The sequence below is a fragment of the Aurantimonas sp. E1-2-R+4 genome, from assembly GCF_036549515.1.
Classification (GTDB): Bacteria; Pseudomonadota; Alphaproteobacteria; order Rhizobiales; family Rhizobiaceae; genus Aurantimonas; species Aurantimonas coralicida_A.
On sequence record NZ_JAZHLK010000001.1, the window covers coordinates 243,477 to 269,115 of the forward strand.

24 protein-coding genes and 1 tRNA gene are annotated in these 25,639 nt (G+C 64.5%); 10 read left to right on the plus strand and 15 right to left on the minus strand.

Annotated elements, in window-relative coordinates; genetic code table 11:
- Nucleotides 1-56: 56 nt before the first annotated feature.
- Nucleotides 57-2,159 (plus strand): ATP-dependent DNA helicase RecG, encoded by a 2,103-nt coding sequence (gene recG / locus VQ045_RS01145; protein ID WP_327622142.1) that lies wholly within the window; start codon nt 57-59, stop codon nt 2,157-2,159.
- Nucleotides 2,160-2,172: 13 nt separating this feature from the next.
- Here recG and VQ045_RS01150 read toward each other — a convergent pair whose 3' ends face one another.
- The 4 genes from VQ045_RS01150 to VQ045_RS01165 form a co-directional block, all read right to left on the minus strand.
- Complete coding sequence (locus VQ045_RS01150) at nt 2,173-2,880, minus strand: DUF502 domain-containing protein (RefSeq protein ID WP_327622141.1); 708 nt, start codon at nt 2,878-2,880, stop codon at nt 2,173-2,175.
- Nucleotides 2,881-3,010: 130 nt separating this feature from the next.
- Entirely contained in the window at nt 3,011-4,837 is a 1,827-nt protein-coding gene (gene glmS / locus VQ045_RS01155) for a glutamine--fructose-6-phosphate transaminase (isomerizing) (protein WP_327622140.1), read from the minus strand.
- Nucleotides 4,838-4,953: 116 nt separating this feature from the next.
- A complete protein-coding gene (gene glmU / locus VQ045_RS01160) occupies nt 4,954-6,327 on the minus strand; it encodes a bifunctional UDP-N-acetylglucosamine diphosphorylase/glucosamine-1-phosphate N-acetyltransferase GlmU (protein WP_331828869.1) in 1,374 nt (457 codons plus the stop codon).
- 79 nt (nt 6,328-6,406) lie between these two features.
- A complete protein-coding gene (locus VQ045_RS01165) occupies nt 6,407-7,147 on the minus strand; it encodes a cytochrome c biogenesis CcdA family protein (protein WP_331828870.1) in 741 nt (246 codons plus the stop codon).
- Between the two features lie 246 nt (nt 7,148-7,393).
- Here VQ045_RS01165 and VQ045_RS01170 point away from each other — a divergent pair.
- The 4 genes from VQ045_RS01170 to VQ045_RS01185 all read left to right on the plus strand — a co-directional run bounded on the left by VQ045_RS01170 (nt 7,394) and on the right by VQ045_RS01185 (nt 9,504).
- Nucleotides 7,394-7,469 (plus strand) — tRNA-Lys (locus VQ045_RS01170).
- A gap of 413 nt (nt 7,470-7,882) precedes the next feature.
- Nucleotides 7,883-8,431, plus strand: a complete 549-nt coding sequence (locus tag VQ045_RS01175; protein ID WP_331828871.1) for a hypothetical protein — start codon at nt 7,883-7,885, stop codon at nt 8,429-8,431.
- Nucleotides 8,432-8,781: 350 nt separating this feature from the next.
- Nucleotides 8,782-9,021, plus strand: a complete 240-nt coding sequence (locus tag VQ045_RS01180; protein WP_331828872.1) for a hypothetical protein — start codon at nt 8,782-8,784, stop codon at nt 9,019-9,021.
- 123 nt (nt 9,022-9,144) lie between these two features.
- Nucleotides 9,145-9,504 carry a DUF4864 domain-containing protein gene (locus tag VQ045_RS01185; RefSeq protein ID WP_331828873.1) on the plus strand — a complete coding sequence of 120 codons (360 nt, stop codon included), beginning with the start codon at nt 9,145-9,147 and terminating at the stop codon, nt 9,502-9,504.
- Between the two features lie 52 nt (nt 9,505-9,556).
- Here VQ045_RS01185 and tgt read toward each other — a convergent pair whose 3' ends face one another.
- The 5 genes from tgt to coaD all read right to left on the minus strand — a co-directional run bounded on the left by tgt (nt 9,557) and on the right by coaD (nt 13,607).
- Entirely contained in the window at nt 9,557-10,690 is a 1,134-nt protein-coding gene (gene tgt / locus VQ045_RS01190) for a tRNA guanosine(34) transglycosylase Tgt (RefSeq protein ID WP_331828874.1), read from the minus strand.
- Nucleotides 10,687-11,778, minus strand: coding sequence for a tRNA preQ1(34) S-adenosylmethionine ribosyltransferase-isomerase QueA (gene queA / locus VQ045_RS01195; RefSeq protein WP_331828875.1), 1,092 nt, complete (start codon nt 11,776-11,778; stop codon nt 10,687-10,689). The genes tgt and queA overlap by 4 nt, the downstream gene beginning before the upstream one ends.
- Before the next feature lie 131 nt (nt 11,779-11,909).
- Entirely contained in the window at nt 11,910-12,380 is a 471-nt protein-coding gene (locus VQ045_RS01200) for a peptidylprolyl isomerase (RefSeq protein WP_327646134.1), read from the minus strand.
- Nucleotides 12,381-12,516: 136 nt separating this feature from the next.
- Entirely contained in the window at nt 12,517-13,074 is a 558-nt protein-coding gene (locus tag VQ045_RS01205) for a peptidylprolyl isomerase (RefSeq protein WP_331828876.1), read from the minus strand.
- Nucleotides 13,075-13,112: 38 nt separating this feature from the next.
- Nucleotides 13,113-13,607 carry a pantetheine-phosphate adenylyltransferase gene (coaD, locus tag VQ045_RS01210; protein WP_331828877.1) on the minus strand — a complete coding sequence of 165 codons (495 nt, stop codon included), beginning with the start codon at nt 13,605-13,607 and terminating at the stop codon, nt 13,113-13,115.
- 172 nt (nt 13,608-13,779) lie between these two features.
- Between coaD and VQ045_RS01215 the strand changes: the two genes are divergently transcribed.
- Entirely contained in the window at nt 13,780-13,908 is a 129-nt protein-coding gene (locus tag VQ045_RS01215; protein WP_327622129.1) for a hypothetical protein, read from the plus strand.
- A gap of 136 nt (nt 13,909-14,044) precedes the next feature.
- Here VQ045_RS01215 and gyrA read toward each other — a convergent pair whose 3' ends face one another.
- On the minus strand, nt 14,045-16,828 hold the full coding sequence (gyrA, locus tag VQ045_RS01220; RefSeq protein ID WP_331828878.1) for a DNA gyrase subunit A: 2,784 nt from the start codon (nt 16,826-16,828) through the stop codon (nt 14,045-14,047).
- Nucleotides 16,829-17,115: 287 nt separating this feature from the next.
- Between gyrA and VQ045_RS01225 the strand changes: the two genes are divergently transcribed.
- A complete protein-coding gene (locus tag VQ045_RS01225) occupies nt 17,116-17,763 on the plus strand; it encodes a MarC family protein (RefSeq protein ID WP_331828879.1) in 648 nt (215 codons plus the stop codon).
- A gap of 28 nt (nt 17,764-17,791) precedes the next feature.
- Here VQ045_RS01225 and VQ045_RS01230 read toward each other — a convergent pair whose 3' ends face one another.
- Entirely contained in the window at nt 17,792-18,091 is a 300-nt protein-coding gene (locus VQ045_RS01230; RefSeq protein WP_331828880.1) for a hypothetical protein, read from the minus strand.
- A 98-nt stretch (nt 18,092-18,189) separates the two neighbouring features.
- Nucleotides 18,190-18,693: a single-stranded DNA-binding protein gene (locus tag VQ045_RS01235; RefSeq protein WP_331828881.1), complete on the minus strand. Its 504-nt coding sequence runs from the start codon at nt 18,691-18,693 to the stop codon at nt 18,190-18,192.
- Nucleotides 18,694-18,972: 279 nt separating this feature from the next.
- Here VQ045_RS01235 and uvrA point away from each other — a divergent pair, with 279 nt between their 5' ends.
- Nucleotides 18,973-21,855: an excinuclease ABC subunit UvrA gene (uvrA, locus tag VQ045_RS01240; protein WP_331828882.1), complete on the plus strand. Its 2,883-nt coding sequence runs from the start codon at nt 18,973-18,975 to the stop codon at nt 21,853-21,855.
- 63 nt (nt 21,856-21,918) lie between these two features.
- On the opposite strand, the gene VQ045_RS01245 is transcribed toward uvrA, so the two are convergent.
- Both VQ045_RS01245 and VQ045_RS01250 read right to left on the minus strand, forming a co-directional pair.
- Entirely contained in the window at nt 21,919-22,305 is a 387-nt protein-coding gene (locus VQ045_RS01245; RefSeq protein WP_327622123.1) for a type II toxin-antitoxin system VapC family toxin, read from the minus strand.
- The gene (locus VQ045_RS01250) at nt 22,302-22,562 is read right to left on the minus strand and encodes a type II toxin-antitoxin system Phd/YefM family antitoxin (protein WP_327622269.1); all 261 of its coding nucleotides are present in this window, start codon (nt 22,560-22,562) and stop codon (nt 22,302-22,304) included. Before VQ045_RS01250 ends, VQ045_RS01245 begins: the two co-directional genes overlap by 4 nt.
- A gap of 48 nt (nt 22,563-22,610) precedes the next feature.
- Between VQ045_RS01250 and VQ045_RS01255 the strand changes: the two genes are divergently transcribed.
- Entirely contained in the window at nt 22,611-23,420 is an 810-nt protein-coding gene (locus VQ045_RS01255) for a DUF72 domain-containing protein (RefSeq protein WP_331828883.1), read from the plus strand.
- A gap of 38 nt (nt 23,421-23,458) precedes the next feature.
- Here VQ045_RS01255 and VQ045_RS01260 read toward each other — a convergent pair whose 3' ends face one another.
- Entirely contained in the window at nt 23,459-24,988 is a 1,530-nt protein-coding gene (locus tag VQ045_RS01260) for an NAD(P)H-hydrate dehydratase (protein ID WP_331828884.1), read from the minus strand.
- 290 nt (nt 24,989-25,278) lie between these two features.
- Between VQ045_RS01260 and VQ045_RS01265 the strand changes: the two genes are divergently transcribed.
- Complete coding sequence (locus VQ045_RS01265) at nt 25,279-25,617, plus strand: P-II family nitrogen regulator (protein WP_024350649.1); 339 nt, start codon at nt 25,279-25,281, stop codon at nt 25,615-25,617.
- Nucleotides 25,618-25,639 lie beyond the last annotated feature (22 nt).

Below are 25,639 nucleotides of genomic sequence, written 5' to 3' on the forward strand. Positions count from 1 at the left end.
TGGACCGGCCCTGTCAGCCTTGCCATCGGCCCATATCCGACTAAACCTCGCCCTCGATGCGCCCTTCGATCCTCGACCCGCTGTTTGCCCCCGTGACGACGCTGGAAGGCGTGGGACCCAAGGTCGCAAACCAGTTCCAGACGCTGCTGGTCGGAACCGGCGAGACCGTGCGCGTCCGCGACCTCCTGTTCCACCTTCCGACCGGCCTGATCGACCGGCGCAAGCGCGCCGAAATCGCGACCGCACCGGAGGGCGGGATCGTGACGCTGACGGTTCGCATCGACCGCCACCAGACGCCCGGACGGGCGGCGAAATCGGCGCCATACAAGGTGTTCGCCCAGGACGCGACCGGCGAGATCGCCCTCACCTATTTCCGCGGTCAATCCGGCTGGCTAGAAAAGCTCCTACCAATCGGCGAGACGATGATCGTGTCCGGCCGGGTGGAGTGGTTCAACGGCCGCCCGTCGATGGTCCATCCCGACTTCGTAGCGTCGGTTGACGAAGCCGAATCACTATCCCTGGTCGAACCGGTCTATCCGATGACCGCCGGGCTCTCGCCCAAGATCCTGCGCAAGGCGATAGGCCAGGCAGTGGAGCGCCTGCCGACGATCCGGGAGTGGATCGATCCGTCGATCGTCGCCAAGCACGGCTTCCCGGACTTCGGAGCCGCGCTGAAGCGCCTGCACGATCCGTCCGACGAACGCGATCTGGCGCCCGAGGGCGCCGCCTTCAGCCGGCTCGCCTATGACGAGTTCCTGGCCAGCCAATTGGCTCTCGCGCTGTCGCGGCAACGCATGAAGAAGGCGCGCGGCCGCCCGCTCACCGGCTCCGGCGCCCTTGCGGCGCGGCTTCGGGCGGCGCTTCCCTTCGTTCTCACGGCAGCCCAGCAAGGTGTCATCGCCGAGATCCTCGCTGATATGGCGGACGAGGACCGGATGCTGCGCCTGCTGCAGGGCGATGTTGGCGCAGGCAAGACGGTAGTCGCGCTGATGGCGATGGCAACGGCGGCCGAGGCCGGGGCGCAATCGGCGCTGCTTGCCCCGACCGAAATTCTGGCGCGCCAGCATTTCGATAGCCTCTCGAAGCTCTGCGAGGCGGTCGGGCTAAAGATCATCCTCCTCACCGGCCGCGATACCGGCAAGGCGCGGGCCGCCAAACTCGAAGCCATCGGCTCGGGCGAGGCGCAGATCGTCGTCGGAACCCACGCGCTGTTTCAGGAGGGGGTCGAGTACCGCGATCTCGGCCTCGTCGTCGTCGACGAGCAGCATCGCTTCGGCGTTCACCAACGGCTGAGCCTGACCGCCAAGGGACGCGCGGCCGATCTGCTGGTGATGACCGCGACGCCGATCCCGCGCACCCTCGTCCTTGCCGCCTTCGGCGACATGGATGTCTCGCGGCTTGAAGGCAAACCCGCCGGGCGCAAACCGATCACCACCGTCGCCGTACCGATGGAGCGGCTCGACGAGATCGTCGATCGCGCCGGCCGGGCGATGGCGGCTGGCGACCGGCTTTATTGGGTCTGTCCGCTGGTCGAGGAATCGGAAAAGAGCGACCTGATGGCGGCCGAGGAGCGGTTTCGCCAGCTCAAGGGTCTGTTCGGGGACATGGTCGGGCTCGTCCACGGCCGGATGAGCGGTGAGGAGAAGGACGCCGCGATGGCCGCCTTCAAGGCCGGGCGCACGAAACTCGTCGTTGCGACGACGGTGATCGAAGTCGGGGTCGACGTGCCGGACGCCTCGATCATCGTCATCGAACACGCCGAGCGCTTCGGCCTGTCGCAACTGCACCAGCTGCGCGGCCGGGTTGGACGCGGTGAGAAGGCCTCGTCCTGCGTGCTTTTATATCGCGCGCCGCTCGGCGAGACGGCGGCGGCCCGCATCGCGGTCATGCGGGAAACCGAGGACGGCTTCCGCATCGCCGAGGAGGATCTGAAGCTGCGCGGCGAAGGCGATCTCCTCGGGACCCAGCAGTCGGGCATGCCGTTCTTCCGAATCGCCTCGATGGAACATCACGCCCATCTGATGGAGATAGCCCGCGATGATGCGCGGTTGATCCTCGCGACCGACGGCGATCTGAAATCCGAGCGCGGCGAAGCGCTCCGCACGCTCCTCTATCTGTTCGGCAAGGACGAGGCGGTGCGGCTGCTGCGCTCCGGTTAGAGCATCGGTGGCGCTACTCGGCCGGCTCGATCGGCCGCTCGGTCCGCTTCTCGCGCGCGGCGACCACGCGCGAGGCTTTCGCCATGCTGACCGGCTTGTCCTGGCGCACCACCTCATCCGGCGACACCAGCCCTGCCGAAATGACCAGCCGCAACGCCGCCTCGATGCTCATATCGAGCACCCGCACGTCCTCCCGCGGCACGAAGAGCAGGAAGCCCGACGTGGGGTTGGGTGTCGGCGGCAGGAAGACGGCGAGCATTTCCTCGCCCTGGTCGGAAAGCACCGTCGCGATCTCGCCGCGGGCGGTCGTCGCCACGAAGACGAGACACCACACGCCCTTGCGCGGATATTCCATCAGTGCCGCTGTCTTAAACGACGACGACCGGTCGGCGAGGACCGTCTCGAAAATCTGCTTGAGCGCCGTGTAGACGGAGCGCACCAACGGCGTTCGGCTGAGCAGGTGCTCGCCCCATCGGACCACCGTCCGGCCGATGAAATTGGCGGTCAGGAAGCCAACCAAGGTGATCAGCACCAGCGCCACGATCAGGCCGAAACCCGGGACGGCAAAGGGCAGATAGGAATCGGGAAGATATTGGACCGGGATATAGGGCTTCACCCAGCCATCGACCCAGCCCATGAACGACCAAGTGATCCAAGCCGTGATCGCCAGCGGCGCGCAGACGATGAACCCGGTCAGGAAATAATTACGCAGACGAGCCATTATCGCCAATAATCCCTAGCGCCAGTACGGCGCCCTGCAAAGGCGCCGCAGACGCCAAGCGATTGAAACATCGCGATCCGACACTGCAATTGCAAGATGATTGCCGCAATTGCGAAGACGACGGCTCGGCTTATTCGACGGTGACCGACTTCGCCAGATTGCGCGGCTGGTCGACATCCGTGCCCATCTGGATGGCGGTGTGATAGGCGAGCAATTGCAAGGGGATCGCGTAGACGATCGGGGTCAGGATTTCCGGCATGTCCGGCAGGACGATCATCTCAGCGCCCTCCACCGCGCCGCTGGCCGCGCCTTTGACGTCGGTGATCAGGATGATCTCGCCGCCGCGCGCCGCGACCTCCTGCATGTTGGAGACCGTCTTTTCGAAACTCCGGTCGTGGGGTGCGATGACGACGACCGGCATGGTCTCGTCGATCAAGGCGATCGGCCCGTGCTTCAATTCGCCGGCCGCGTAGCCTTCGGCGTGGATGTAGCTGATCTCCTTGAGCTTCAGCGCACCTTCCATTGCCAGCGGGAAGGAGAAGCCCCGTCCGAGGAACAGTGCGTGCCGCTTTGTCGCCATGTTCCGCGACAGCACCTCGATCCGGTCTTCGAGCTGGATCGCCTCGTTGGTCAGCCGCGGCGCTTCGGCCAGAATACGGGTGAGTTCAAGTTCGCGGTCGGGCGAAATCACCCCCCGGTCGACGCCCGCCTTGATCGCCAGCGCGGCGAGCGCCATCAGTTGGCAGGTGAAGGCCTTGGTCGACGCGACGCCGATCTCGGGGCCGGCCAGCGTCGGCAGCACGAAATCGGATTCACGCGCGATGGTCGATTCCTGCACATTGACCACCGAGGCGATTTGCAGCCCCTCGGCCTTGGCGTAGCGTAGCGAGGCGAGCGTGTCCGCGGTCTCGCCGGACTGCGAGACGAACAACGCCAGATCGACGTCGCCGAGCGGGCTTTCGCGGTAGCGAAATTCCGACGCGACATCGAGATCGCAGGGAATCCGAGCATAACGCTCGAAGTAGTAACGGCCGACCAGTGCCGCGTAGTATCCGGTGCCGCAGGCCGACAGCGCCATCCGGTCGACCTTGGCGAAATCGAGCGCCTGTCCGTTCGGAATCCGCGTTCGCCCGGTCGTCATATCGACGAAAGCGCCGAGGGTGTGAGACAGCACCTCCGGCTGTTCGTAGATTTCCTTCTGCATGAAATGCCGGTGATTGCCCTTGTCGACATAGAACGCCTTGCCGACAGAGCGCCGGATCTCGCGGGTCACCGGCCTGGCATGCGCGTCGAAGATATCCACCCCGTCATGGGTCAGGACGACGAAATCGCCCTCTTCCAGATAACGGACCGTGTCGGTGAAGGGCGACAGCGCTATCGCGTCGGAACCAAGGAACATCTCGCCCTCGCCTTCGCCAACCGCAAGCGGGCTGCCGCGGCGGGCGCCGATCAAGAGATCTTCTTCGCCGTTGAACAGGAAGCCAAGCGAGAAGGCGCCTTCCAGCCGCCCCAGCACGGCATGGACGGCATCCTTGGGCGACAGGCCGCGTTTGAGCTCGCGCGTCACCAGGTGGGCGATCGTCTCGGTGTCGGTCTGGCTTTCGAAGGTCACGCCCTCGGCTTCGAGCTCGGCCTTGAGGTCGCGGTAGTTCTCGATAATGCCGTTGTGGACGACGGCGAGCGCCTCGGTCGCATGCGGATGGGCATTTGGCTCGGTCGCCGCGCCATGGGTCGCCCAGCGGGTGTGGCCGATGCCGATCGTGCCGTTGAGCGGCGCGTCGTCGAGACGCTTGGCCAGGTTGACCAACTTGCCCTCGGCCCGGCGGCGGGTGAGCACCCCTGCTTCGAGCGTCGCGACGCCGGCCGAGTCATAGCCCCGGTATTCCAGGCGCTTCAACGCGTCGACGAGACGATCCGCGACTGGTTCGCGACTGATAATGCCGATGATTCCGCACATGGGATGGTCCTTGGATATGTCGCTCGAACGAAGCGGCGGGACGACGAGATGGACGAGATGGACGAGATTCTAGCGTCCACGGCCGCTTGCCGGGATTCACGTTTGGTGTCGCGAGATTACGCCGGGTCGGGCTGTTTGGCGCTTTTGGCGGCTTTCGCCGCCGCATTGCGTTCGGTGATCTGGCGGCCGCGATCGGGCTTGGTCACCTGCCGTCCGCGTGCGATCGCCAGTGCTCCGTCCGGCACATCGTCCGTCACCACGCTTCCCGTCCCGACATAGGCGCCGTCGCCCACCCGCACCGGTGCGACGAGCGCGGAGTTCGATCCGATGAAGGCGCCTTTGCCGATTTCGGTCAGATGCTTCAGCGCGCCGTCGTAATTGCAGGTGATCGTGCCCGCGCCGATATTGGCTTTCGCACCCACGGTCGCATCGCCCACATAGCTGAGATGATTGACCTTGGCGCCGGCGGCGAACTGGGCGTTCTTCACCTCGCAGAAATTGCCGACCTTGGTGTTTTCCGCGAGCCGCGTGCCGGGCCGCAAGCGCGCGAACGGTCCGATCGAGGCCCCCTCGCCCACCGTCGCGCCCTCGATATGGGAGAAGGCGTGGATCACGGCGCCGGCGGCCACGGTCACGCCTGGGCCGAAGACGACATTCGGCTCCACGAAGGCGTCGGCGGCGATGTCCGTGTCATGGGCAAAGAACACGCTCGCCGGATCCATCAGCGTCACCCCGTCGAGCATCGCCTGGCGTCGCCGCGCAGCCTGCCAGAGCGCTTCGACGGCGGCGAGTTCCAGCCGCGAGTTGACGCCGAGCACCTCGTCGGCATCGGCTTCGATGGCCTTGACGCTGCGGCCGGCGCGGCGAGCGATCTCGACCAGATCGGTCAGGTAATATTCGCCCTTGGCGTTGTCGTTGCCGATCGCGTCGAGCATGGCGAGCGCGCGTTCGCCGGCGAACGCCATGACGCCGGCATTGCAGAAGTCGACGGCGCGTTCGGCGTCGCTGGCGTCCTTCTCTTCGCGGATCGCGACAAGTTCGCCGCCCTCTTCGATCAGCCGGCCGTAGCCGGTCGGATCGGTGGGCCGAAATCCGACGACGCAAATTTCCGCCCCTTCGGCGAGTACGGCTCGGGCTCGCGTCAGGGTTTCCGGTCGGATCAGCGGCGTATCGCCGAACAAGACGAGGACATCGTCGCGACCTTCGGCGATAGCGTCGCGCGCGGCCAACACCGCGTGGGCCGTGCCCAGCCGCTCGGTCTGCGGATAGGTCGCGACCTCGGCGATATCCTGGCGCACGGCCGCCGCGACGGTCTCGCCGTCACGCCCAACGACGACGGCGACGCGGTTCGAGCCGGCATCTCGTGCCGCACGGGCGACGTGCCGGATCATCTCCAGCCCCGCCACCGCGTGCAGCACCTTGGATTGGGACGATTTCATTCGGGTGCCTTCGCCGGCAGCCAGAATGATCGACAGGCAGCTTCTCGCCATCGGCAACTCGCAAAAATCACATCAAGACGGCGAGGCCATAGCACAGGCTGGCCGAAAAAGGATGTGTCGGCCGCCGCGATCAGCCGATGGTCTGGAACACCGGGAAATTCTCCAGCAGCCAGAACGACATCGTCTGCATGCTGCCGGTCAGGAACAGGAGGCCGGTAACGACCAAAAGGCCTCCCATCACCTTCTCCACCGTGGCGAGATGCGCCTTGAAGCCGTTCATCCAGCGGAAGAAGGCTCCGGAGAAGGCCGCCGCGAGGATGAACGGAATGCCGAGCCCGGCCGAGTAGAAGGTGAGCATCAGCGCCCCCTCCCCGACCGTGCCCTTGGCGCCGGCCAGGCCGAGAATTGCCCCGAGCACCGGCCCGATGCACGGCGTCCAGCCGAAGGCGAAGGCCAGCCCCATCAGATAGGCACCGACGACACTGCGCGGCTTGTCGGGCGCGGTCAGCCGGGCTTCCTTCGACAGGAAGGACAGCCGGAAGACTCCAAGAAAATTCAGTCCCATGATGATGATCGCGACGCCGGCGACAATGCCGAGCCAATCGAGATTTTGCCGAAGAACCTGTCCGATCGTGCTGGCGCCGGCGCCGAGCGCCACGAACACCGTCGAAAAGCCAAGCACGAAGACGAGCGAGGTCACGATCAGCCGCGTATAGCGAGCCGAGCCGAGCTGTGGCCCGGCGCGTAACTCGTCGGCGGAGACGCCCGCCATGTAGCACAGATAGGGCGGCACAAGCGGCAAGACGCAGGGCGACAGGAACGAGAGTGCTCCCGCGAAGATAGCTGTCGGGTAGGAAAGTTCGGCGAGCAAGGCATGCCTCGGTTCTATCGCATTGATCCGATTCGCGGGTCGCCCGACACCGGCTTCACTGGGCGCGAAACCGCATTTTGAGGGCGACGATCTGGGACGCGGACCGTCGGCCGGGTCTTAATTGCCCGAGCGCCGCACGGCAAATCGCAAATCCGTCACCGGGGGCGGCGATTTCCGGTTGACCGGCATATGCCGCCTTTCTATGTTCCGCCCGTTCTCGCCGGGTCGCTCGCGCCCCGGCGGTTCGAGCGCGTAGCTCAGTTGGTAGAGCAACGGACTTTTAATCTGTAGGTCCAGGGTTCGAGTCCCTGCGCGCTCACCAGCCCCCCCTGTCCGGCCCGGAGACATGGGTAACAGAGCGTACCTAAGACATGGGTGACAACCGCGTGCCGAACGGGTTGTCGATGGCCTGCACACTTTACTGTTCCAGCCGATATCCCGAATTGTCTCGCATGAAGCAGGCAAGCCGAAAGCTACCGTCGTCTTGACGCCGGATCGATATGGCTTTTGTTCGAACGCTCGCCGCGTTCTTCCCGCAGGGGTGCAACGTGCGCGGCAGTGCTGATAGCCTGCGGCGGTGGGCGGCATTGCTTGTCGAATTCACGCCTCGGTCTATCGCCATCGGGACCGAATTTTCCGGACGGCCGAGTGCTTGCGATTAACCACGGCGCGATAATTCAGTGGATTGGTCCGTGAGCCGTTGCCTATTTAGGCAGATGAGATCGGAGTTTCGAAATGGCCAAAGACAATACCGACAATTCATCGAACGATATCGCCGACACTCTTGAAAGAGAGTTGAGCGACGAATTCGGCAAGGCTGTGTCGCAGTCACCGAAGAATTCTTCAGTCCGCGCCAATCCGAAAGAGGCGACGCCGGTGGCGCTACCGCGTCGAATCGCAGGCGGGTTTCTCGGTGTGCGGGACGACCTCGACGAGCGCGCGCGCGAATGGCGGAACATGTCCCGCGCCATCGCGCAGCAGCGTCCTCTGTTGGAAACGCTGGAAGCGGAACGCGGCGCGCTGCTCGAGACATTGGCCAAGACCGCCGAGGAGGCAATTGCCGACGGGAAGGCGCTCGCGCTGCTCATGGAGAGCACCAAGAATGGCGATGTGACGGGAAATCTCACCGAGCGGTTCGACGCGAGCGTCAATACATTGGAAGAGTTGGCTGGAGTTTCGGCCGCGCTGACCGACAATCTGTTGTCCCTGCGATCGAGTTGGGAGCAATATTTCAGTTTGGTTCTGCGGGGCCAAGAGATGCAGGAGGGGCGTCGGCAGGACTGATCGGGCATAACCGATCACCGTTAACCGGCGATGCCGCTATATTTTGCCCGTCACCAGACGGGCATTCAGCAAGTCGACGTTTCGCAGCGGACCATTCGACACAGATTGCGCCATTTCGGAAATTCCGTTAGGGAAGAAGTGCTTCTCACGGTGGGCACAACCTCGTCGGGAAGGTGGGCGGTGTAGCGGCTCCCAACCGCTACATCGCCTCGCGCACCGGCCTCATTTGAGCATGGCCTCTAGGTCTTGAACACGCGGTGCGATGTCCGTTCGTACGGATTCGCCCTTATCGGCGACGATGCGACGCAACCGTCCTTGTCCAAACGCCCTTCGATTTCCATTTTAATCCCATGACAAAAGAAATTCTTGAATCGCACGTCACAGGCACGATGCAGGCGGCAATCGACGATGTGATGGAATCCGCGGCAGCGCTGACCGACGCGGTGAACGCCGCCGCCGATCTCGGCGTGCGGGTGGAGCTCGACATCGTCACGCTTGCCAGCACCAGCCACCGCAAGGTCGTGGCCCATGTCGCCCATCCCGACGAAGGCCGGCGGCCCGAAGACCTGAATTCGGCGAACGACGGCTGAAACCGGCGCCCGCTGGGCCTTGCGAGCAACGTGGCATGCGCCATCACGCGGAATTGAGCGTCGACGGTTGCCGCCGCGACGGTTCCGTTCGATCCTTTTCGTGTGACGCGAAAGGAGTAAGCGATGGCGAGTCGTCTGGTCATGCTGATGGCGACGGTGGCGCTGACGGCGATGGTTCTCGCCTTCCCTGCCCGCGCGGGCGATGCGTCAGATGTGCGGGCCGCGATATCCGGCCAGCTCGAGGCCTTTCGTTCCGACGACGGCGCGAGCGCCTATTCCTATGCCGCACCGAATATTCAGGCGATGTTTCCCTCGCCGCAAATCTTCATGGGCATGGTCCGGTCGGGCTATGACCCGGTCTACCGGTCCAGCAACACCGTCTTCGGCGCACTGAAGGCCGAGGGCGTGGGCTTCCGTCAGGAGGTCTATCTCACCGACCAGAACGGGCAGAGCTGGATCGCCAGGCGGCGGACGGGTCGATGAAGATCACCGGCTGCGCGATCCGCAAGGGCGACGATCTCGCCGCCTGAACGGCTCAGGCGCGCGCCGGAATGTCGCCCCGCGCCCAATCGGCCTCGGTCGCCGCGGCGAAGTCGGCGAACCGCCCGGCTTCAATCGCGTCCCGGATGCCGGCCATCAGCGACTGGTAGTAGGCAAGGTTGTTCCAGGTCAGAAGCATCGAGGCGAGCGCTTCGTTCGAGCGCACCAGATGGTGCAGATAGGCGCGCGAATAGTCGCGCGAGGCCGGGCAGTCCGAGGCCTCGTCGAGCGGGCGCGGGTCCTCAGCGTGGCGGGCGTTCTTGAGGTTCACCTTGCCGAAGCGGGTAAAGGCGAGCCCATGCCGGCCCGAGCGCGTCGGCATGACGCAGTCGAACATGTCGATACCGCGCGCCACCGACCGCAGGATGTCGTCCGGCGTGCCGACGCCCATCAGATAGCGGGGTTTTTCCGCCGGCATGACGGGAAGCGTCTCGTCGAGCGTCTTGAGCATCACCGCCTGCGGCTCGCCGACCGCGAGACCGCCGACGGCGTAGCCCTTCAGGTCCATGGCCGCCAGACGCTCGGCCGAGCGAATCCGCAAGTCGATGGCGTCGCCGCCTTGCACGATGCCGAACATGGCCTTGCCGGGCTGGTCGCCGAAGGCGGTGGCGGAGCGTTCAGCCCAGCGCAGCGACAGCTCCATCGCCCGCTCGATTTCGGCCCGCTCCGCCGGCAGGCGAATGCATTCGTCGAGCTGCATCTGGATGTCGCTGCCGAGTAGCCCCTGGATTTCGATCGCCCGCTCGGGCGTCAGCGCGTATTCAGAGCCGTCGACATGGGAGCGGAAACGCACGCCGGTCTCGTCGAGCTTGCGCAGTTTTGCCAGCGACATCACCTGGAAGCCGCCGGAATCGGTCAGGATCGGATGCGGCCAGCGGGCGAATGCGTGCAGGCCGCCGAGCCGGGCGACGCGCTCGGCGCCGGGCCGCAGCATCAGGTGATAGACATTGCCGAGGATGATGTCGGAGCCGAGCTCGCGCACCTGATCCAGATACATCGCCTTGACCGTGCCGGCGGTCCCGACCGGCATGAAGGCCGGCGTGCGCACCGTGCCGCGCGGCATGGTGATTTTGCCGCGCCGCGCCTTGCCGTCGGTGGCGAGCAGCCGGAACTGAAAGGATTCGCTCATGCCGGCACCCGATCCAGCAGGCAGGCATCGCCATAGGAATAGAACCGGTAGCCCGATTTGATGGCGTGGGCATAGGCCGCCTGCATGGTCGCGAAGCCCGAAAAGGCCGAGACCAGCATGAACAGGGTCGAGCGCGGCAGGTGGAAGTTGGTCATCAGTCTGTCGACAGCCTTGAAGCGATAGCCGGGGGTGATGAAGATGTCGGTCGAGCCGGCGAAGGGTTCGATGATGCCATCGTCGCGCGCCGCGCTTTCCAGAAGCCGCAGCGACGTGGTGCCGACAGCGACCAAGCGTCCACCGGCCTGGCGCGCGGCATTCAGACGCTGCGCCGTCGCCGCGCCGATCCGACCGATCTCGGCGTGCATCCGGTGCTCTGCCGTATCTTCCGCCTTGACCGGCAGAAACGTGCCTGCCCCGACATGGAGCGTCAGATATTCGGTTCCAATGCCACGTTTCGACAGTTGGTCGAGCAACGCGGGCGTGAAATGCAGGCCGGCGGTCGGCGCCGCCACGGCTCCGTCCTCGCGGGCGTAGATGGTCTGGTAGTCGGCCCGGTCGCGCTCATCGTCCGGCCGCTTGGACGCAATGTAGGGCGGCAAGGGAATGTGCCCGACCACTGCGATCGCCTGGTCCAGCGCCGGACCGGAGCGGTCGAAGTGCAAGGTTGCCTCACCGTCGTCGCCCCTGTCCTCGACGGCCGCATCGAGCGTGCCGGAAAGGCCGTCGGTTTCGTCAGGGCCGAAGGCGAGATGGTCGCCGACCCGCACCCGCTTTGCCGGGCGCAGAAAGGCCCGCCAGCGATCCGGCGCGACGCGCATGTGCAGCGTCGCAGAAATGCGCGCCCTGCCCTCGCCGTCCCGCGCATCCGGCCGCTGGCGCACGCCTTCGAGCTGGGCCGGGATGACGCGGGTGTCGTTGAAGACGAGCACGTCGCCCGGTTCGAGCAGCGACGGCAGATCCCCGACGTGACGGTCGCCGAGCGTGCCGTCCGCGCCGACGGCAAGCAAACGCGCGCTCTCCCGGGGCGACGCGGGCCGCAAGGCGATGCGGTCTTCCGGGAGCTCGAAGTCGAACTGATCGACGCGCATGCTGGGCCAGCCGGATCTGTGAATCATGACGGCGGCGGATCGAACAGACCCGCCGTCCGCAACGACATGGATGGAATACACGTGAGCGGCGCAAAAGCGGAAAACCGGTTCCCAGTTTTCCGCATTCGGCGCTAGAGGTCGGACGCGACCCGCATGGTAGTGATCGAATCGGGATCGCTCACCGGCTCGCCGCGCTTGATCTGATCGATATTGTCCATGCCCTCGACGACCTCGCCCCACACGCTGTACTGGCGATCGAGCCACGGGGCCCGGTCGAAGCAGATGTAGAACTGGGAGTTCGCCGAATTCGGGTTGGCGGTGCGGGCGGCCGAGACCGTACCGCGCTTGTGCGGCTCGGCCGTGAACTCGGCCTTCAGGTCCGGCTTGTCGGAGCCGCCGGAACCGGTTCCCGTGGGATCGCCGGTCTGGGCCATGAAGCCGTCGATGACGCGGTGGAAAACAACGCCGTCGTAAAAACCTTCGCGCGCGAGCTCCTTGACGCGCGCCACATGGGCGGGCGCGAGGTCGGGTCGCAGCTTGATGACCACGCGGCCCTTCGTCGTCTCGAGTACCAGGGTATCGTCGGGGTTATCATGCGCCATCTTGCTCTCCTTGCTTGTCGTATCTCGAAAACGGGAACGGCCCGGATCTAGCCCGGACCGTATCGGTGGAGCCTCTTTGAGCGGATTCGCTCCAAGGCACAAGGTTTGCCGCCATCAATCGGCGGCGGCTTTCAGATCACTTGCCGTCGGCGGCAACGCTGACCTTGATCATCTTGTCGGGGTCCTGCACCGTGCCGTTCTGAGCCGAGTCGCCCTTCTTGACGGCGTCGACATTCTCCATGCCCGACACGACATCGCCGACGATCGTGTACTGGCCATCGAGGAAATCGCCATCGGCCAGCATGATGAAGAACTGGGAATTCGCCGAATTGGGATCCTGCGAGCGGGCCATGCCGACGGTGCCGCGGTCGAAGGTCTCGTCGGAGAACTCGGCCTTGAGGTCCGGCTTGTCGGAGCCGCCCATGCCAGTGCCGTCAGGATCGCCCGTCTGGGCCATGAAGCCGTCGATGACCCGGTGGAAGACGACGCCGTCGTAGAAGCCCTCGCGCGCCAGTTCCTTTAGCCGTTTGACGTGCTCGGGCGCGAGATCGGGGCGAAGGCCGATCGCGATGTCGCCGGTCTTGGTGGTGATGACCAGAGTGTTTTCGGGATCTGACTGCTGCGCTGACGCGAGACCCGTGAAGGATGCGGCGGCGATCGACACGGCCAGGCCGAGTGTAGCGAAAAACTTCATGCGAGATGGTTCCCAGATTGTGGCGCCCGCAGTTCGCGTCAGGCGACTTTTCCTCGTATCGCTTCCGCGACGTTTCCGGGCACGAACGGCGTAACGTCCCCGCCCATCATGGCGATTTGGCGGACCAATGTGGCGGTTATGGGCCTTGTCGCAGGCGAAGCCGGAAAGAAGATTGTCGCAACCTCCGGCCGCATGACGCCGTTCATCCCGGCCATCTGCATCTCGTAATCAAGATCGGTTCCGTCGCGCAGGCCGCGGACCAACGCCACTGCACCGGCGTCACGCGCGGCCTCAACCACGAGCCCATCCAAGGCGACGACGCGGATCGGGCCGGTGTGGCCGGTAATGGATTGCGTCTCGGCACATTCGGCGATCAACCGGGCGCGCTCATCGAAGCTGAACATCGGTTGCTTGCCCGGATGGACACCGATGCCGATGACGACCTCGTCGAAAATCGCCACCGCCTGACGCAGAATGTCGAGGTGACCGTTGGTGATCGGGTCGAAGGATCCAGGGTAAAACGCGCGTTTCATGGCTTCGAATATCCTATCCTTGCCAAAGAAAAATTCGCGAGAGGCCCAGCGGAGACCCCCACGCGGATGAACGGTTTGTGAACCACTTCCTGTGCCGTCGTTCAGCTCGCGGAGTTTATATGGAACAAATTCGCCGCTACCGGGTTTTTAATGCGAACAACGGAGTATTGACATGCTGGTTTTCGCGCTTGCCCTCGCCATGATAGTCACCCTGCTTTCCGCAACCGCCATCACGCTCCATAGCGAGTCGCAGAACGTGCGCGTCAAGGCGACTGCCCGCCGGACCCGCTTCATGCAATAGACGCCGCTCACCGAGCGAGCCGGCCGCGCGTATCCTCGCCGCGGCGCAGACATCGTAGAACCAAATCAGAAAGCCGTCCGGAATCGCTCCGGACGGCTTTTGTATTTGTGCGGTGATGCGCGTCGAAAAGGAAACGTCAGGACGTCTCGCCTTCGGGGCCGCCATCGCTCCCGATATCATCGTCCGCCTGTGGCGCTTCCGTCTCCTCCGCGTCATCGGCGCCCTGATCGGGAATCCGTTCCACCGAAACGACACGCTCACCTTCAGCCGTTCGGAAGATGGTGACGCCGCGCGTCGCCCGGCCAGCGATACGGATGCCTTCGACCGGCACCCGGATCAGTTGGCCGCGATCAGTGACGAGCAGGATCTGATCGCCGTCCTCGACCGGGAAGCCGGCGACGAGATTGCCGATCTCGCTCGCTTTCGACAGATCGGTGGCGCGGATGCCCTTGCCGCCGCGCCCGATGGTGCGGAAATCGTAGGAGGAGGAGCGCTTGCCATAGCCGAACTCGCTCAGCGTCAGCACGAATTCCTCGTTGGCGCTGAGGAAGCCATAGCGCTCCTGGTCGATCGCGACGTCCTCGACGCCCTCCTCCTCGACCACGGTCTCGGCGGCGGCTTCGCCCTCGACGGCGCGGCGCATCTTCAGATAGGAGGCCCGCTCGGCCGGGGTGGCATCCACATGACGCAGGATCGCCATCGAGATGACGGTATCGCCCTTGGCGAGCGCGATGCCGCGGACGCCGACCGAATTGCGGCCGGCGAAGACGCGCACATCGGTCGTCGGGAAGCGGATGCATTGGCCGGAGGCCGCCGTCATGAACACGTCGTCGTCTTCCGAACAGGTGGCGACGGCCAGGATTTCGTCGCCCTCCTCGTCCAGTTTCATCGCGATCTTGCCGTTGCGATTGACCTGCACGAAGTCGGACAGCTTGTTGCGGCGAACCGTGCCACGGGTCGTCGCGAACATCACGTTGAGTTCGGCGGCCGCCTCGGGATCGCTCGGTAGCGGCAGGATCGAGGTGATGCGCTCGCCCTTTTCCAGCGGAAGCATGTTGATCAGCGCCTTGCCACGCGCCTGCGGGCTCGCCAGCGGCAGCCGCCAGACCTTTTCCTTGTAGACGATGCCGCGCGATGAGAAGAACAAGACCGGCGTGTGCGTGTTGGCAACGAACAGCCGGGTGACGAAATCCTCGTCGTTCTTCAGCGACATGCCGGATCGGCCTTTGCCGCCGCGCCGCTGCGCCCGGTAGGTGGTCAGCGGCACGCGCTTGATGTAGCCGCCATGGCTGACCGTGACGACCATGTCCTCACGCGGAATCAGATCCTCGTCGTCCATGTCCGCCGCCCCTTCGGTCAGCTCTGTGCGGCGCGGCGTCGCGAACTCGTCGCGCACGGCGATGAGTTCGGCCTTGATGATCTCGCGGACCTTGGTGCGCGAGGAGAGGATTTCGAGATACTCCTTGATCTCCTCGCCGATCTTGTTGAGCTCGTCGCCGATTTCGTCCCGGCCGAGCGCGGTCAGGCGCTGGAGGCGCAGATCGAGGATCGCCCGTGCCTGGGCTTCCGACAAGCGATAGGTGCCGTCCTCGGCGATGCGGTGGCGCGGATCGTCGATCAGCCGGATCAGCGGGGCGACGTCCTTGGCTTCCCATGCGCGGGCCATCAGCTGTTCGCGCGCCGTCGCCGGGTCCGGCGCGGCGCGGATCAGCTTGATGATTTCGTCGATATTGGCCACGGCAATGGCCAGGCCGACGAGAACGTGGGCCCGCTCGCGCGCCTTGCGCAGCAGGAACTTGGTGCGCCGGTTCACCACCTCCTCGCGGAAGGCGATGAAGGCCGACAGCATGTCGATCAGCGTCAGCTGCTCCGGCTTGCCGCCATTCAGCGCGACCATATTGGCGCCGAAGGAGGTCTGCAGCGGCGTGAAGCGGTAGAGCTGGTTGAGGATGACGTCGGAGGACGCGTCACGCTTCAGTTCGATGACCACACGGTAACCGTCGCGGTCGCTCTCGTCGCGGATGTCCGAGATACCCTCAATGCGCTTGTCGCGCACGAGATCGGCCATCTTCTCGATCATCGAGGCCTTGTTCACCTGATAGGGAACCTCGGTGATGATGATCGCTTCGCGGTCGCCGCGCATCGGCTCGATGTGAGCCTTGCCGCGCATCAGGATCGAGCCGCGGCCGGTAGAATAGGCGGAGAGGATGCCCGCGCGTCCGAGAACGATCGCCCCGGTCGGGAAATCCGGACCGGGGATGAACTCCATCAGCTCTTCCAGCGCGATCGCCGGATTGTCGATCATCGCCACGCAGCCGTCGACGATCTCGCCGAGATTGTGCGGCGGAATGTTCGTCGCCATGCCGACGGCGATGCCGCCGGAGCCATTGACGAGAAGGTTCGGGAAACGCGCCGGAAGGACGACCGGCTCGCGCTCGCGGCCGTCGTAATTGTCCTGGAAGTCGACGGTCTCCTTGTCGATATCCTCGAGCAGCGCTTCAGAGACCTTGTAGAGCCGGGTCTCGGTATAGCGCATGGCCGCCGGCGGATCGCCGTCGATCGAGCCGAAATTGCCCTGCCCCTCGATGAGCGGCACCCGCAACGACCAATCCTGCGCCATTCGCACGAGGGCGTCGTAGATCGAGGAATCGCCGTGCGGATGGTATTTACCCATCACCTCACCGACGACACCGGCCGACTTGCGATAGGGCTTGTTGAAGCTGAGGCCCATCCCGTGCATGGCGTAGAGGATGCGCCGATGCACAGGCTTCAAGCCATCGCGCACGTCCGGAAGCGCACGGCTGACGATCACGCTCATGGCGTAATCGAGATAGCTGCGCTGCATTTCCTCGATGATCGAAATGGAGTCGATACCGCTGGGGCGTTCCGGCGGCGTCGTGTTGTCGTCGTCTTCGGCCAAAATCATGTCCCGATGGGCTTGAAATTCATTGCTTGGCTATAGCGCGAATGGCGCGTCGAGAGCAATTCCCCCGGCCATCGAGCCGAGCGAATTCCCCCAAATCTTTCAAACGCTTACGCGAACGGCAAAAGAAACTTGCGACAACGGTCCCAACATCGGGCCGAAAGCGGCGCGAAATCAAAGAATCAGCCCGTCGAATTGTCTGCCGGGCGGTTTTGCCAATCGCCGAGGTTGACGGGCGACCGGCACCTGCTACCGAGAATGCAGCATCACCGGACGGCTGGAATATGTTCGATCTTCTTCTCAGCGGCTTTGTCACGCTCTTCGTCATCCTCGATCCGCTCGGGCTCGTGCCGCTGTTTCTGGCGGTGACACCCGGCGTGGGGGCTGTCGAACGACGCCGCATCGCGCTCCGGGCCTGCATCATCGCCTTCGTGATCCTGACCCTGTTCGGGCTTGCCGGTCTCATGCTGCTCGAAGGTCTCGGCATCACACTTGGGGCCTTCCGTGTGGCCGGCGGCCTGTTCCTGTTCTGGATCGGCTTCGAGTTGGTCTTCGAAAAGCGAAAGGAACGCCACGAGCGCAGCGCCAATCGCGCAGTGGATGATCCGGATCTCGCCGACGTCGCGGCTTTTCCCCTGGCGATCCCGCTGATGGCGGGACCGGGCGCGATCTCCGCCGTGATCCTGTTGTCCGGTGCGGTCCCGAGCTTGGCTGGCCAGATCGGCCTGGTCGTCGTCGTCTTCGCAGCCCTTGCCGTCACCTTCGGCTTTCTCGCGGTGGCCGACCATTTCGACCGCTGGCTCGGCGCCACCGGCCGCGCGGTGATTTCCCGGCTCCTGGGCGTGCTCCTGGCGGCATTGGCGGTGCAGTTCGTCGCGGATGGAATCGCGGCCCTGGTTCAATCCAGCCAGAGCATCGCCACCGCCGGCTGACCGGCAAATTCGCGCGGCCGCCGCCGCTTCAGCGTCCGGGGATGATCACGCTCTTGCCCGGGCCATCGCCATGGATGTTGTCGTGGCCGCGCACCACGACCTCGCGAACCCCGTCCGGAAGCGCGATCCCCGACTGGCTTCGGGTGAAGGGTTGTTCGTCCGTGTGAGGATGGAGCAGCGTCCGGGTCCCGTAGACCGTCCCGTCCGATCCGACCACGTCCCAGCGGTCGGCATAATGGTCCCAGCCTTCGTCGGTGTGGCGAAGCGTCACGGCGAAGCCGAAGGTACCGCCGTTTTCAGGCGTGACGCGGGCCGCTTCCACGGTCACCTCGCCCGCCGTCGCAACACTGAGCGATGCGACGGCGCTGCCAGTCAGCCAGACGATGCCGAGCGCGACAAAGGTTCGAATCGGCCGTGTCCTCCGAATCAGAACGGGATTTCGTCGTCGAGATCGCGCGACGATCCGCCGCCACCACCGCCGCCCTGGTCGTAACCACCGCTGCCGGATTTTCCGCTGCCACCGGAGCCGCCGCGCGCGCCCCCGCTCTGGTCATAACTGCCACCGCCGCCACCTTCGCCGCGACTGTCGAGCATCTGCAGTTCGCCGCGGAAGCGTTGCAGCACGACTTCCGTGGTGTAGCGCTTCTGCCCCGACTGGTCCTCCCAGTTGCGGGTCTGGAGCTGGCCCTCGATATAGACCTTCGCGCCCTTCTTCAGATATTGCTCGGCGACCTTCACGAGGTTCTCGTTGAAGATCACGACATTGTGCCACTCGGTCTTTTCCCGGCGCTCGCCGCTATTCTTGTCCCGCCAGCTTTCCGAGGTGGCGATTCGCAGATTCACCACCGCGTCGCCGGAGTTCAGGCGGCGGATCTCCGGATCGGCTCCCAGATTTCCGACCAGGATCACCTTGTTCACGCTGCCTGCCATTATCGAACTCCATGCTTTAAAACCGGCGCGATCCTATAGAACCGAGCCTTGGGGCGAAAGGACGCGGACGCGTTCGTCCACCGCTGAAAGTCTTTCCTCGTCACCTTTGGCGATTTCCACCATCGGAAGAAAGGGCCGACTTGGCAGTGCCGCTCGAATTCGTTGGGAACAAAAAAAGAACATTATTGGAATCGAGTCAAGGACAGGCCGCCTTGGAAGAGTCGCCTGGACGACTTAAGTAGGCTCGGTCTCCCAATCACAAGGACCGCCGGACGCGTCATGGCCGAACTGAAGACGATCTCCATTCGCGGCGCGCGCGAGCATAATCTCAAGAACGTCGATCTTGACCTGCCGCGCGACACATTGATCGTGATGACCGGCCTGTCGGGCTCGGGCAAGTCGTCGCTGGCGTTCGACACGATCTATGCCGAAGGGCAGCGGCGCTATGTCGAGAGCCTGTCGGCCTATGCCCGCCAGTTCCTTGAGATGATGCAAAAGCCCGATGTCGATCAGATCGACGGGCTGTCGCCGGCGATCTCGATCGAACAGAAGACAACCTCGAAGAACCCGCGTTCGACCGTCGGTACGGTCACCGAAATCTACGACTATCTGCGGCTGCTGTTCGCGCGCGTCGGCGTTCCCTATTCGCCCGCCACCGGCCTGCCGATCGAAAGCCAGACGGTCAGCCAGATGGTCGACCGCGTCCTGGAACTCGACGAGGGCGCCCGGCTCTATCTGCTGGCCCCGATCGTGCGTGGCCGCAAAGGCGAATACCGCAAGGAACTGGCGGAACTGCAGAAAAAGGGATTCCAGCGCGTCCGCGTCGACGGGGAGTTCTACGACATCGCCGACGCGCCGGCCCTCGACAAGAAATACAAGCACGACATCGACGTCGTGGTCGACCGCATTGTCGTGCGGGGCGACATATCCGCGCGCCTTGCCGATTCGCTGGAGACCGCGCTGGGTCTCGCCGAAGGGCTGGCGGTGGCCGAATTCGCCGACGGCGTCGATGAGAACGGTAAGCCGCGGCAACTGGTGTTTTCGGAAAAGTTCGCCTGCCCGGTGTCGGGTTTCACGATCCCGGAGATCGAGCCACGCCTGTTTTCGTTCAACAATCCGTTCGGCGCCTGCCCGCGCTGCGACGGTCTCGGCTCGCAGCGCGCCGTCGATCCCAAGCTGATCGTCCCCAACGAGGCGGTGACGCTGAAGGGCGGCGCGATCGCGCCCTGGGCGAAATCGACCTCACCCTATTACGCGCAGACGCTCGACGCGCTCGGACGCACTTTCGGCTTCAAACAAACCGACAAATGGTCCGAGCTGTCGGAAGAGGCTCAGGGTGCGATCCTGAACGGCACCGGCAAGACCAAGATCGAATTTCGTTACAATGACGGGATGCGCTCCTACAAGACGACCAAGAGCTTCGAGGGCATCGTGCCCAATCTCGCGCGCCGCTGGAAGGAGACCGATTCCGCCTGGATGCGCGAGGAGATCGAGCGCTTCATGTCGGCGACCCCCTGCCCGGCCTGCGGTGGCCATCGGCTGAAGCCGGAGGCCCTGGCGGTCAAGATCGGCGGATGCCACATCGGCGAGGTGACCGAGCTGTCGATTCGCGCGGCCGGCGACTGGTTCGAGGCCTTGCCGGCCAAGCTCAGCGACAAGCACAATCAGATCGCCGTGCGGATCTTGAAGGAAATTCGCGAGCGGCTGCGCTTCCTCAACGATGTGGGTCTGGAATATCTGACCCTGTCGCGCTCCTCCGGCACCTTGTCCGGCGGCGAAAGCCAGCGCATCCGCCTCGCCTCGCAGATCGGTTCGGGGCTCACCGGCGTTCTCTACGTTCTGGACGAGCCGTCGATCGGCCTGCATCAGCGCGACAATGAGCGGTTGCTGGTCACGCTGAAGCACCTGCGCGATATCGGCAACACCGTCATCGTCGTCGAGCATGACGAGGACGCGATCCTGTCGGCCGATTATGTCGTCGATATAGGGCCGGCGGCTGGCATCCATGGCGGCGAGATCATCGCCTCGGGCACGCCCGCCGAGATCAAGGCACATCCGAACTCCCTGACCGGGCGCTATCTGTCCGGCGATCTCGGCGTGCCGGTGCCGGAAAAGCGCCGCAAGCCGGTCAAAGGCAAGCGGCTGAAGGTGGTCGGCGCGCGCGGCAACAATTTGAAGGACGTCACCGCCGAGATTCCGCTCGGCCTATTCTCCTGCGTCACCGGCGTCTCCGGCGGCGGCAAGTCGACCTTCCTGATCGAGACACTGTTCAAGGCGGCGGCCCGCCGCATCGCCAACGCCCGTGACGTACCGGCCGAGCACGACCATATCGAGGGTCTGGAACATCTCGACAAGGTCATCGACATCGACCAGTCGCCGATCGGCCGCACCCCGCGCTCGAACCCGGCGACCTACACCGGCGCGTTTACGCCGATCCGTGATTGGTTCGCCGGGCTTCCAGAGGCCAAGGCCCGCGGCTATCAGCCCGGCCGGTTCTCGTTCAACGTCAAGGGCGGGCGCTGCGAGGCGTGCCACGGCGACGGCGTCATCAAGATCGAAATGCACTTCCTGCCGGATGTCTACGTCACCTGCGACGTCTGCCACGGCAAGCGCTACAATCGCGAGACGCTGGAGGTCACCTTCAAGGAGAAGTCGATCGCTGACGTTCTCGATATGACGGTCGAGGAAGGCGTCGAGTTCTTCGCCGCCGTGCCGGCGGTGCGCGACAAGCTCGCCACGCTGAACGAGGTCGGGCTCGGCTACATCAAGGTCGGCCAGCAGGCGAACACGCTGTCGGGCGGCGAGGCGCAGCGGGTGAAGCTCGCCAAGGAGCTGTCCCGCAAGGCGACCGGCCGCACGCTCTATATTTTGGACGAGCCGACGACGGGACTGCACTTCCACGATGTCGCGAAGCTTTTGACCGTGCTGCACGACCTCGTCGACCGCGGCAACACGGTCGTCGTCATCGAGCATAATCTCGAGGTGATCAAGACGGCCGACTGGGTGGTGGACATCGGGCCTGAGGGCGGCGACGGCGGCGGCGAGATCGTCGCGTCCGGCACACCGGAGGATATCGTCAAGGCCGAGCGCTCCTATACCGGGCAGTTCCTGAAGGGTCTGCTTCAGCGGCGCCCGCATGTGAGCAGCGTGGCAGCCGAGTAAGCGACCTCAATTTCCTGTGCGAGGATCAACCGGTCAAAAGAAGCCCGTAGTTCGCCCGGCCATCTACCACACCGTTTTTGTTCCGAAATCGGTGAAACGCGGATCATTGGTCGCAAGCACCAGGTCTTCGATCTCGGCCTGAGCTGCGAGAATGCGATCGAACGGATCGCGATGCGCTCCGTCCATCAGTCCGGCGCGCGCCGCGTGGCGCGCGGCAATCGGGATGATCGGCAGATCCTGGTCGCGCATCACTTCTTCGAAGGCTGTCGCCATCGGCCCGACTTCCGGCCACTTTCCGAGCCGGAACTTCGTCGCTGCCTCGAGGGCGGAGACCGCGCTCACGAAGACCGCGTTGTCGGTATCTTTCAGCAGATTCCGGATTGTGGCGGACAGCCGCGGGTGGTCCAATAGCCACCACGCCAAGGTGTGCGTATCGAGAAGCAATCTCATTTATCGGGTTCAAACGAATATTTACCGTCCCACGCCTGCAATTCGTCCTCCGGAAGGGGGTCGAAGACATTGTCCGGAACCTTGAACATGCCCTTCAGCGCCCCTGGAATACGCTCCTTCTTTCGCATTTCGCCGACGGGAACCAGCTTGACCGCAGGTTTGTCGCGACGCGCGATGACAATCTCCTCGCCTGCTTCGGCGCGAGCCATGAGTTTGGAGAGTTCGGTCTTGGCCTGATGAACCGTGAAAGTCGCCATGAATTGCAATATAGCTAATCGCTTAGCTAAGAACAAGTGGAGTGCGCCATGACCCAATCAGCGGCTATCCGCGCCGGCATCGGCGGCTGGACCTTCGCGCCCTGGGAAGGCTCGTTCTATCCTGATGGTCTGCCGAAAAAGCGTCAGCTGGAATATGCCGCCTCGAAGCTGACAACGATCGAGGTCAACGGCACCTTCTACCGTTCGCAAAAGCCCGAGACCTTCGCCAAATGGGCGAGCGAGACGCCGGACGGCTTCGTCTTCTCGCTCAAGGCGCCGCGCTATGCGGTCAATCGCAAGGTGCTGGGCGAGGGCGGCGAATCCATCGACCGCTTCGTGCGCTCGGGCATCGTTGAACTGGGCGACAAGCTGGGGCCGATCCTGTGGCAGCTCGCCGGCACCAAGCGCTTCGAGCCGGACGATTTCGGCGCCTTCCTCAAATTGTTGCCGAAAGACATCGACGGAATCCGGCTGCGTCACGCGGTTGAGCTGCGCCACGAAAGCTTCGTGTGTCCCGAGGCGCTGACGCTGTGCCGTGATGCCGGCGCCGCCATCGTCTACGCGGAAAGCGCCGATTATGCCGAGATCGCCGATGTGACATCGGATTTCGTCTATGCGCGGCTGCAGAAGGGCAATGCCGAGATCGAGACCGGCTATCCGTCCGATGCACTCGATCGCTGGGCCGAGCGGGCACGGCTCTGGGCGACGGGCGGCGAACCGGACGACCTGCCACGCGCCGATCCGCAAACGCATGCCGCGAAGACGCCGCGCGAGGTGTTCGTCTACTTCATCCGCGAGGGCAAGGTACGGGCGCCGCAGGCGGCGATGGCGTTGATGGAGCGGCTCGGCAACCGCTGAGCAGGCTGCGCCGCGCCTCCGACTCGAGCGAGTGGAAATCAGGCGCGCGGATTGGAAGCAAGGGCTTCCAGTTGGCGATGAACCTTCGGCAGCATCGCAGGCAAATCCTCCGAAATCAGTCCCAGCCCGAACAGTTCGGCGGCCCGCCCATGCATCCAGACCGCCGCGCAGGCTGCCTCGAAGCTGGGCGTGCCTTGCGCGAGTTGCGCCGCGACGAGCCCAGCGAGAACGTCGCCCGTCCCCGCTGTCGCCAGCCAGGGCGTTCCGGTCGCATTGATCGCGGCTCGCCCGTCCGGCGCGGCGATGACCGTGTCACGCCCTTTCAGGACAATGATCGCGCCGGCGCGTGTGGCCGCCACCCGCGCCCGCTCCAGCTTCGAGGCATGTCGATCCGCAATGTCGGGAAACAGCCGCTTGAACTCGCCATCATGGGGCGTCAGCACGAGCGCCGAAGCCCCCTTCCCCCCGGCCCGGGCGGCTGCGAACAGGGTGTCCGGATCGTCCGCGAAAGCGGTGATGCCGTCGGCGTCGAGAACCAGTCGCCGCCCCGCCGCCAGCACCGCGCTGGCGAAACACCGCGCTCGCTCGCCGACACCGAAGCCCGGCCCGAGCACAAAGGCGTTGAACCGCGAGTCTTCCAGGCGTTCTCCGAGCGCCGCCTCGTCGTCGCAACGCTTCAGCATGATGGCGGTGAGATGCGCGGCATTGGCCATCAGCGCCGCGCCCGGTGAAAAGATCGTGACCAGTCCGGCACCGCCGCGCAACGCCGCCGTCGCGGCCAGTCGCGCCGCGCCGGTTCGCGTCGCGCCGCCGGAAAAGACGACGGCATGGCCGCGGTCGTATTTATGACCGGCTATGGGTGGACGCTTGAGCGCGTCCATCCACAGTGCCGGCTCATTGGCGAAGATCATCGGGGCAATGGCGTCGAGAACCGTCGCCGGGATGCCGATATCGGCGACGATGGTGGGTCCGCAAAGGCTCCGGCCCGGCTCCAGCAAATGGCCCGGCTTGCGCCGGAAGAAGGTCACCGTCAGATCGGCCGAAACCGCTTCGCCCAGGCGCTCGCCGGTAGCGCCTGAGACGCCTGACGGAAGATCGATGGCGACGACCGGTGTCGGCGCCGCGTTCAGCTTGCGGATCACCCCGGCCGCCCCGCCCTCGACGGGGCGCGACAGGCCGGCTCCGAACAGGCCGTCGATGACCAGATCGAACGCCGCGGGATCGAAGCTGTCGAGCGGATGCGTGGTTCCGCCGAAAGCCGTCGCGGCGATGGCGGCGTCTCCGTGAAGCTTCGTCGCAGCGACGAGGCCGAATATCTCCACCCGGCGCCCCGCCTCACCCAGCAACCGGGCCGCGGCATAGGCATCGCCGCCATTGTTGCCGGGGCCGGCCAGCAGCGCGATCCGTTCGGCGCGCGGATAATGCGAATGGACGGCGACGGCGACCGACTCCGCCGCCCGCTCCATCAGCGCGATGCCGGGCGTTCCGGCCGCGATGGTCCGGCGATCCGCCTCGGCCATCTCATCGGGCGTCAGAAGCGCGGTGCCGCATGCATCTTGAAAGACCATTGTCCTGCCTATTCCTTCATCATTGTGACAGCGTATTGGGCATTCCAGGTGACAGAAGGACCGGCCTCGTGTAGCCGAGAGAATGATCGCAAGCATCCGCCTTCGGTTCCACCGATGCGTTTGCTCGGTCTTCCAGCGCGCGGACCGGGCCGATTGCGGTCACGGAAGAGCGTTCGTGAAACTATTTCGAACCGGTCACGGTTCTAAGCCGTCTTTGGCACGTCTCCTGCTTTCGGCAGAGGTGACGGGCCGGCGGCCCGTGACGAGGGCAACGTCGAAAAGGACGATCGATGAAGAAGGTCGAGGCTATCATCAAGCCTTTCAAGCTGGATGAGGTGAAGGAAGCGCTCCAGGAGGTCGGACTTCAGGGGATCACCGTCACCGAGGCCAAGGGTTTCGGGCGCCAGAAGGGGCACACCGAGCTTTATCGCGGCGCCGAATATGTCGTCGACTTCCTTCCGAAGGTGAAGGTCGAGATCGTGCTCGCCGACGAAACCGTCGCGGCGGCGGTCGAAGCCATTCGCAAGGCGGCCCAGACAGGACGCATCGGCGACGGCAAGATCTTCGTCTCCAATATCGAGGAAGCGATCCGTATCCGCACCGGCGAAGCCGGCACAGACGCGATCTGACGCCCGCCCTCTCCCGCAACAA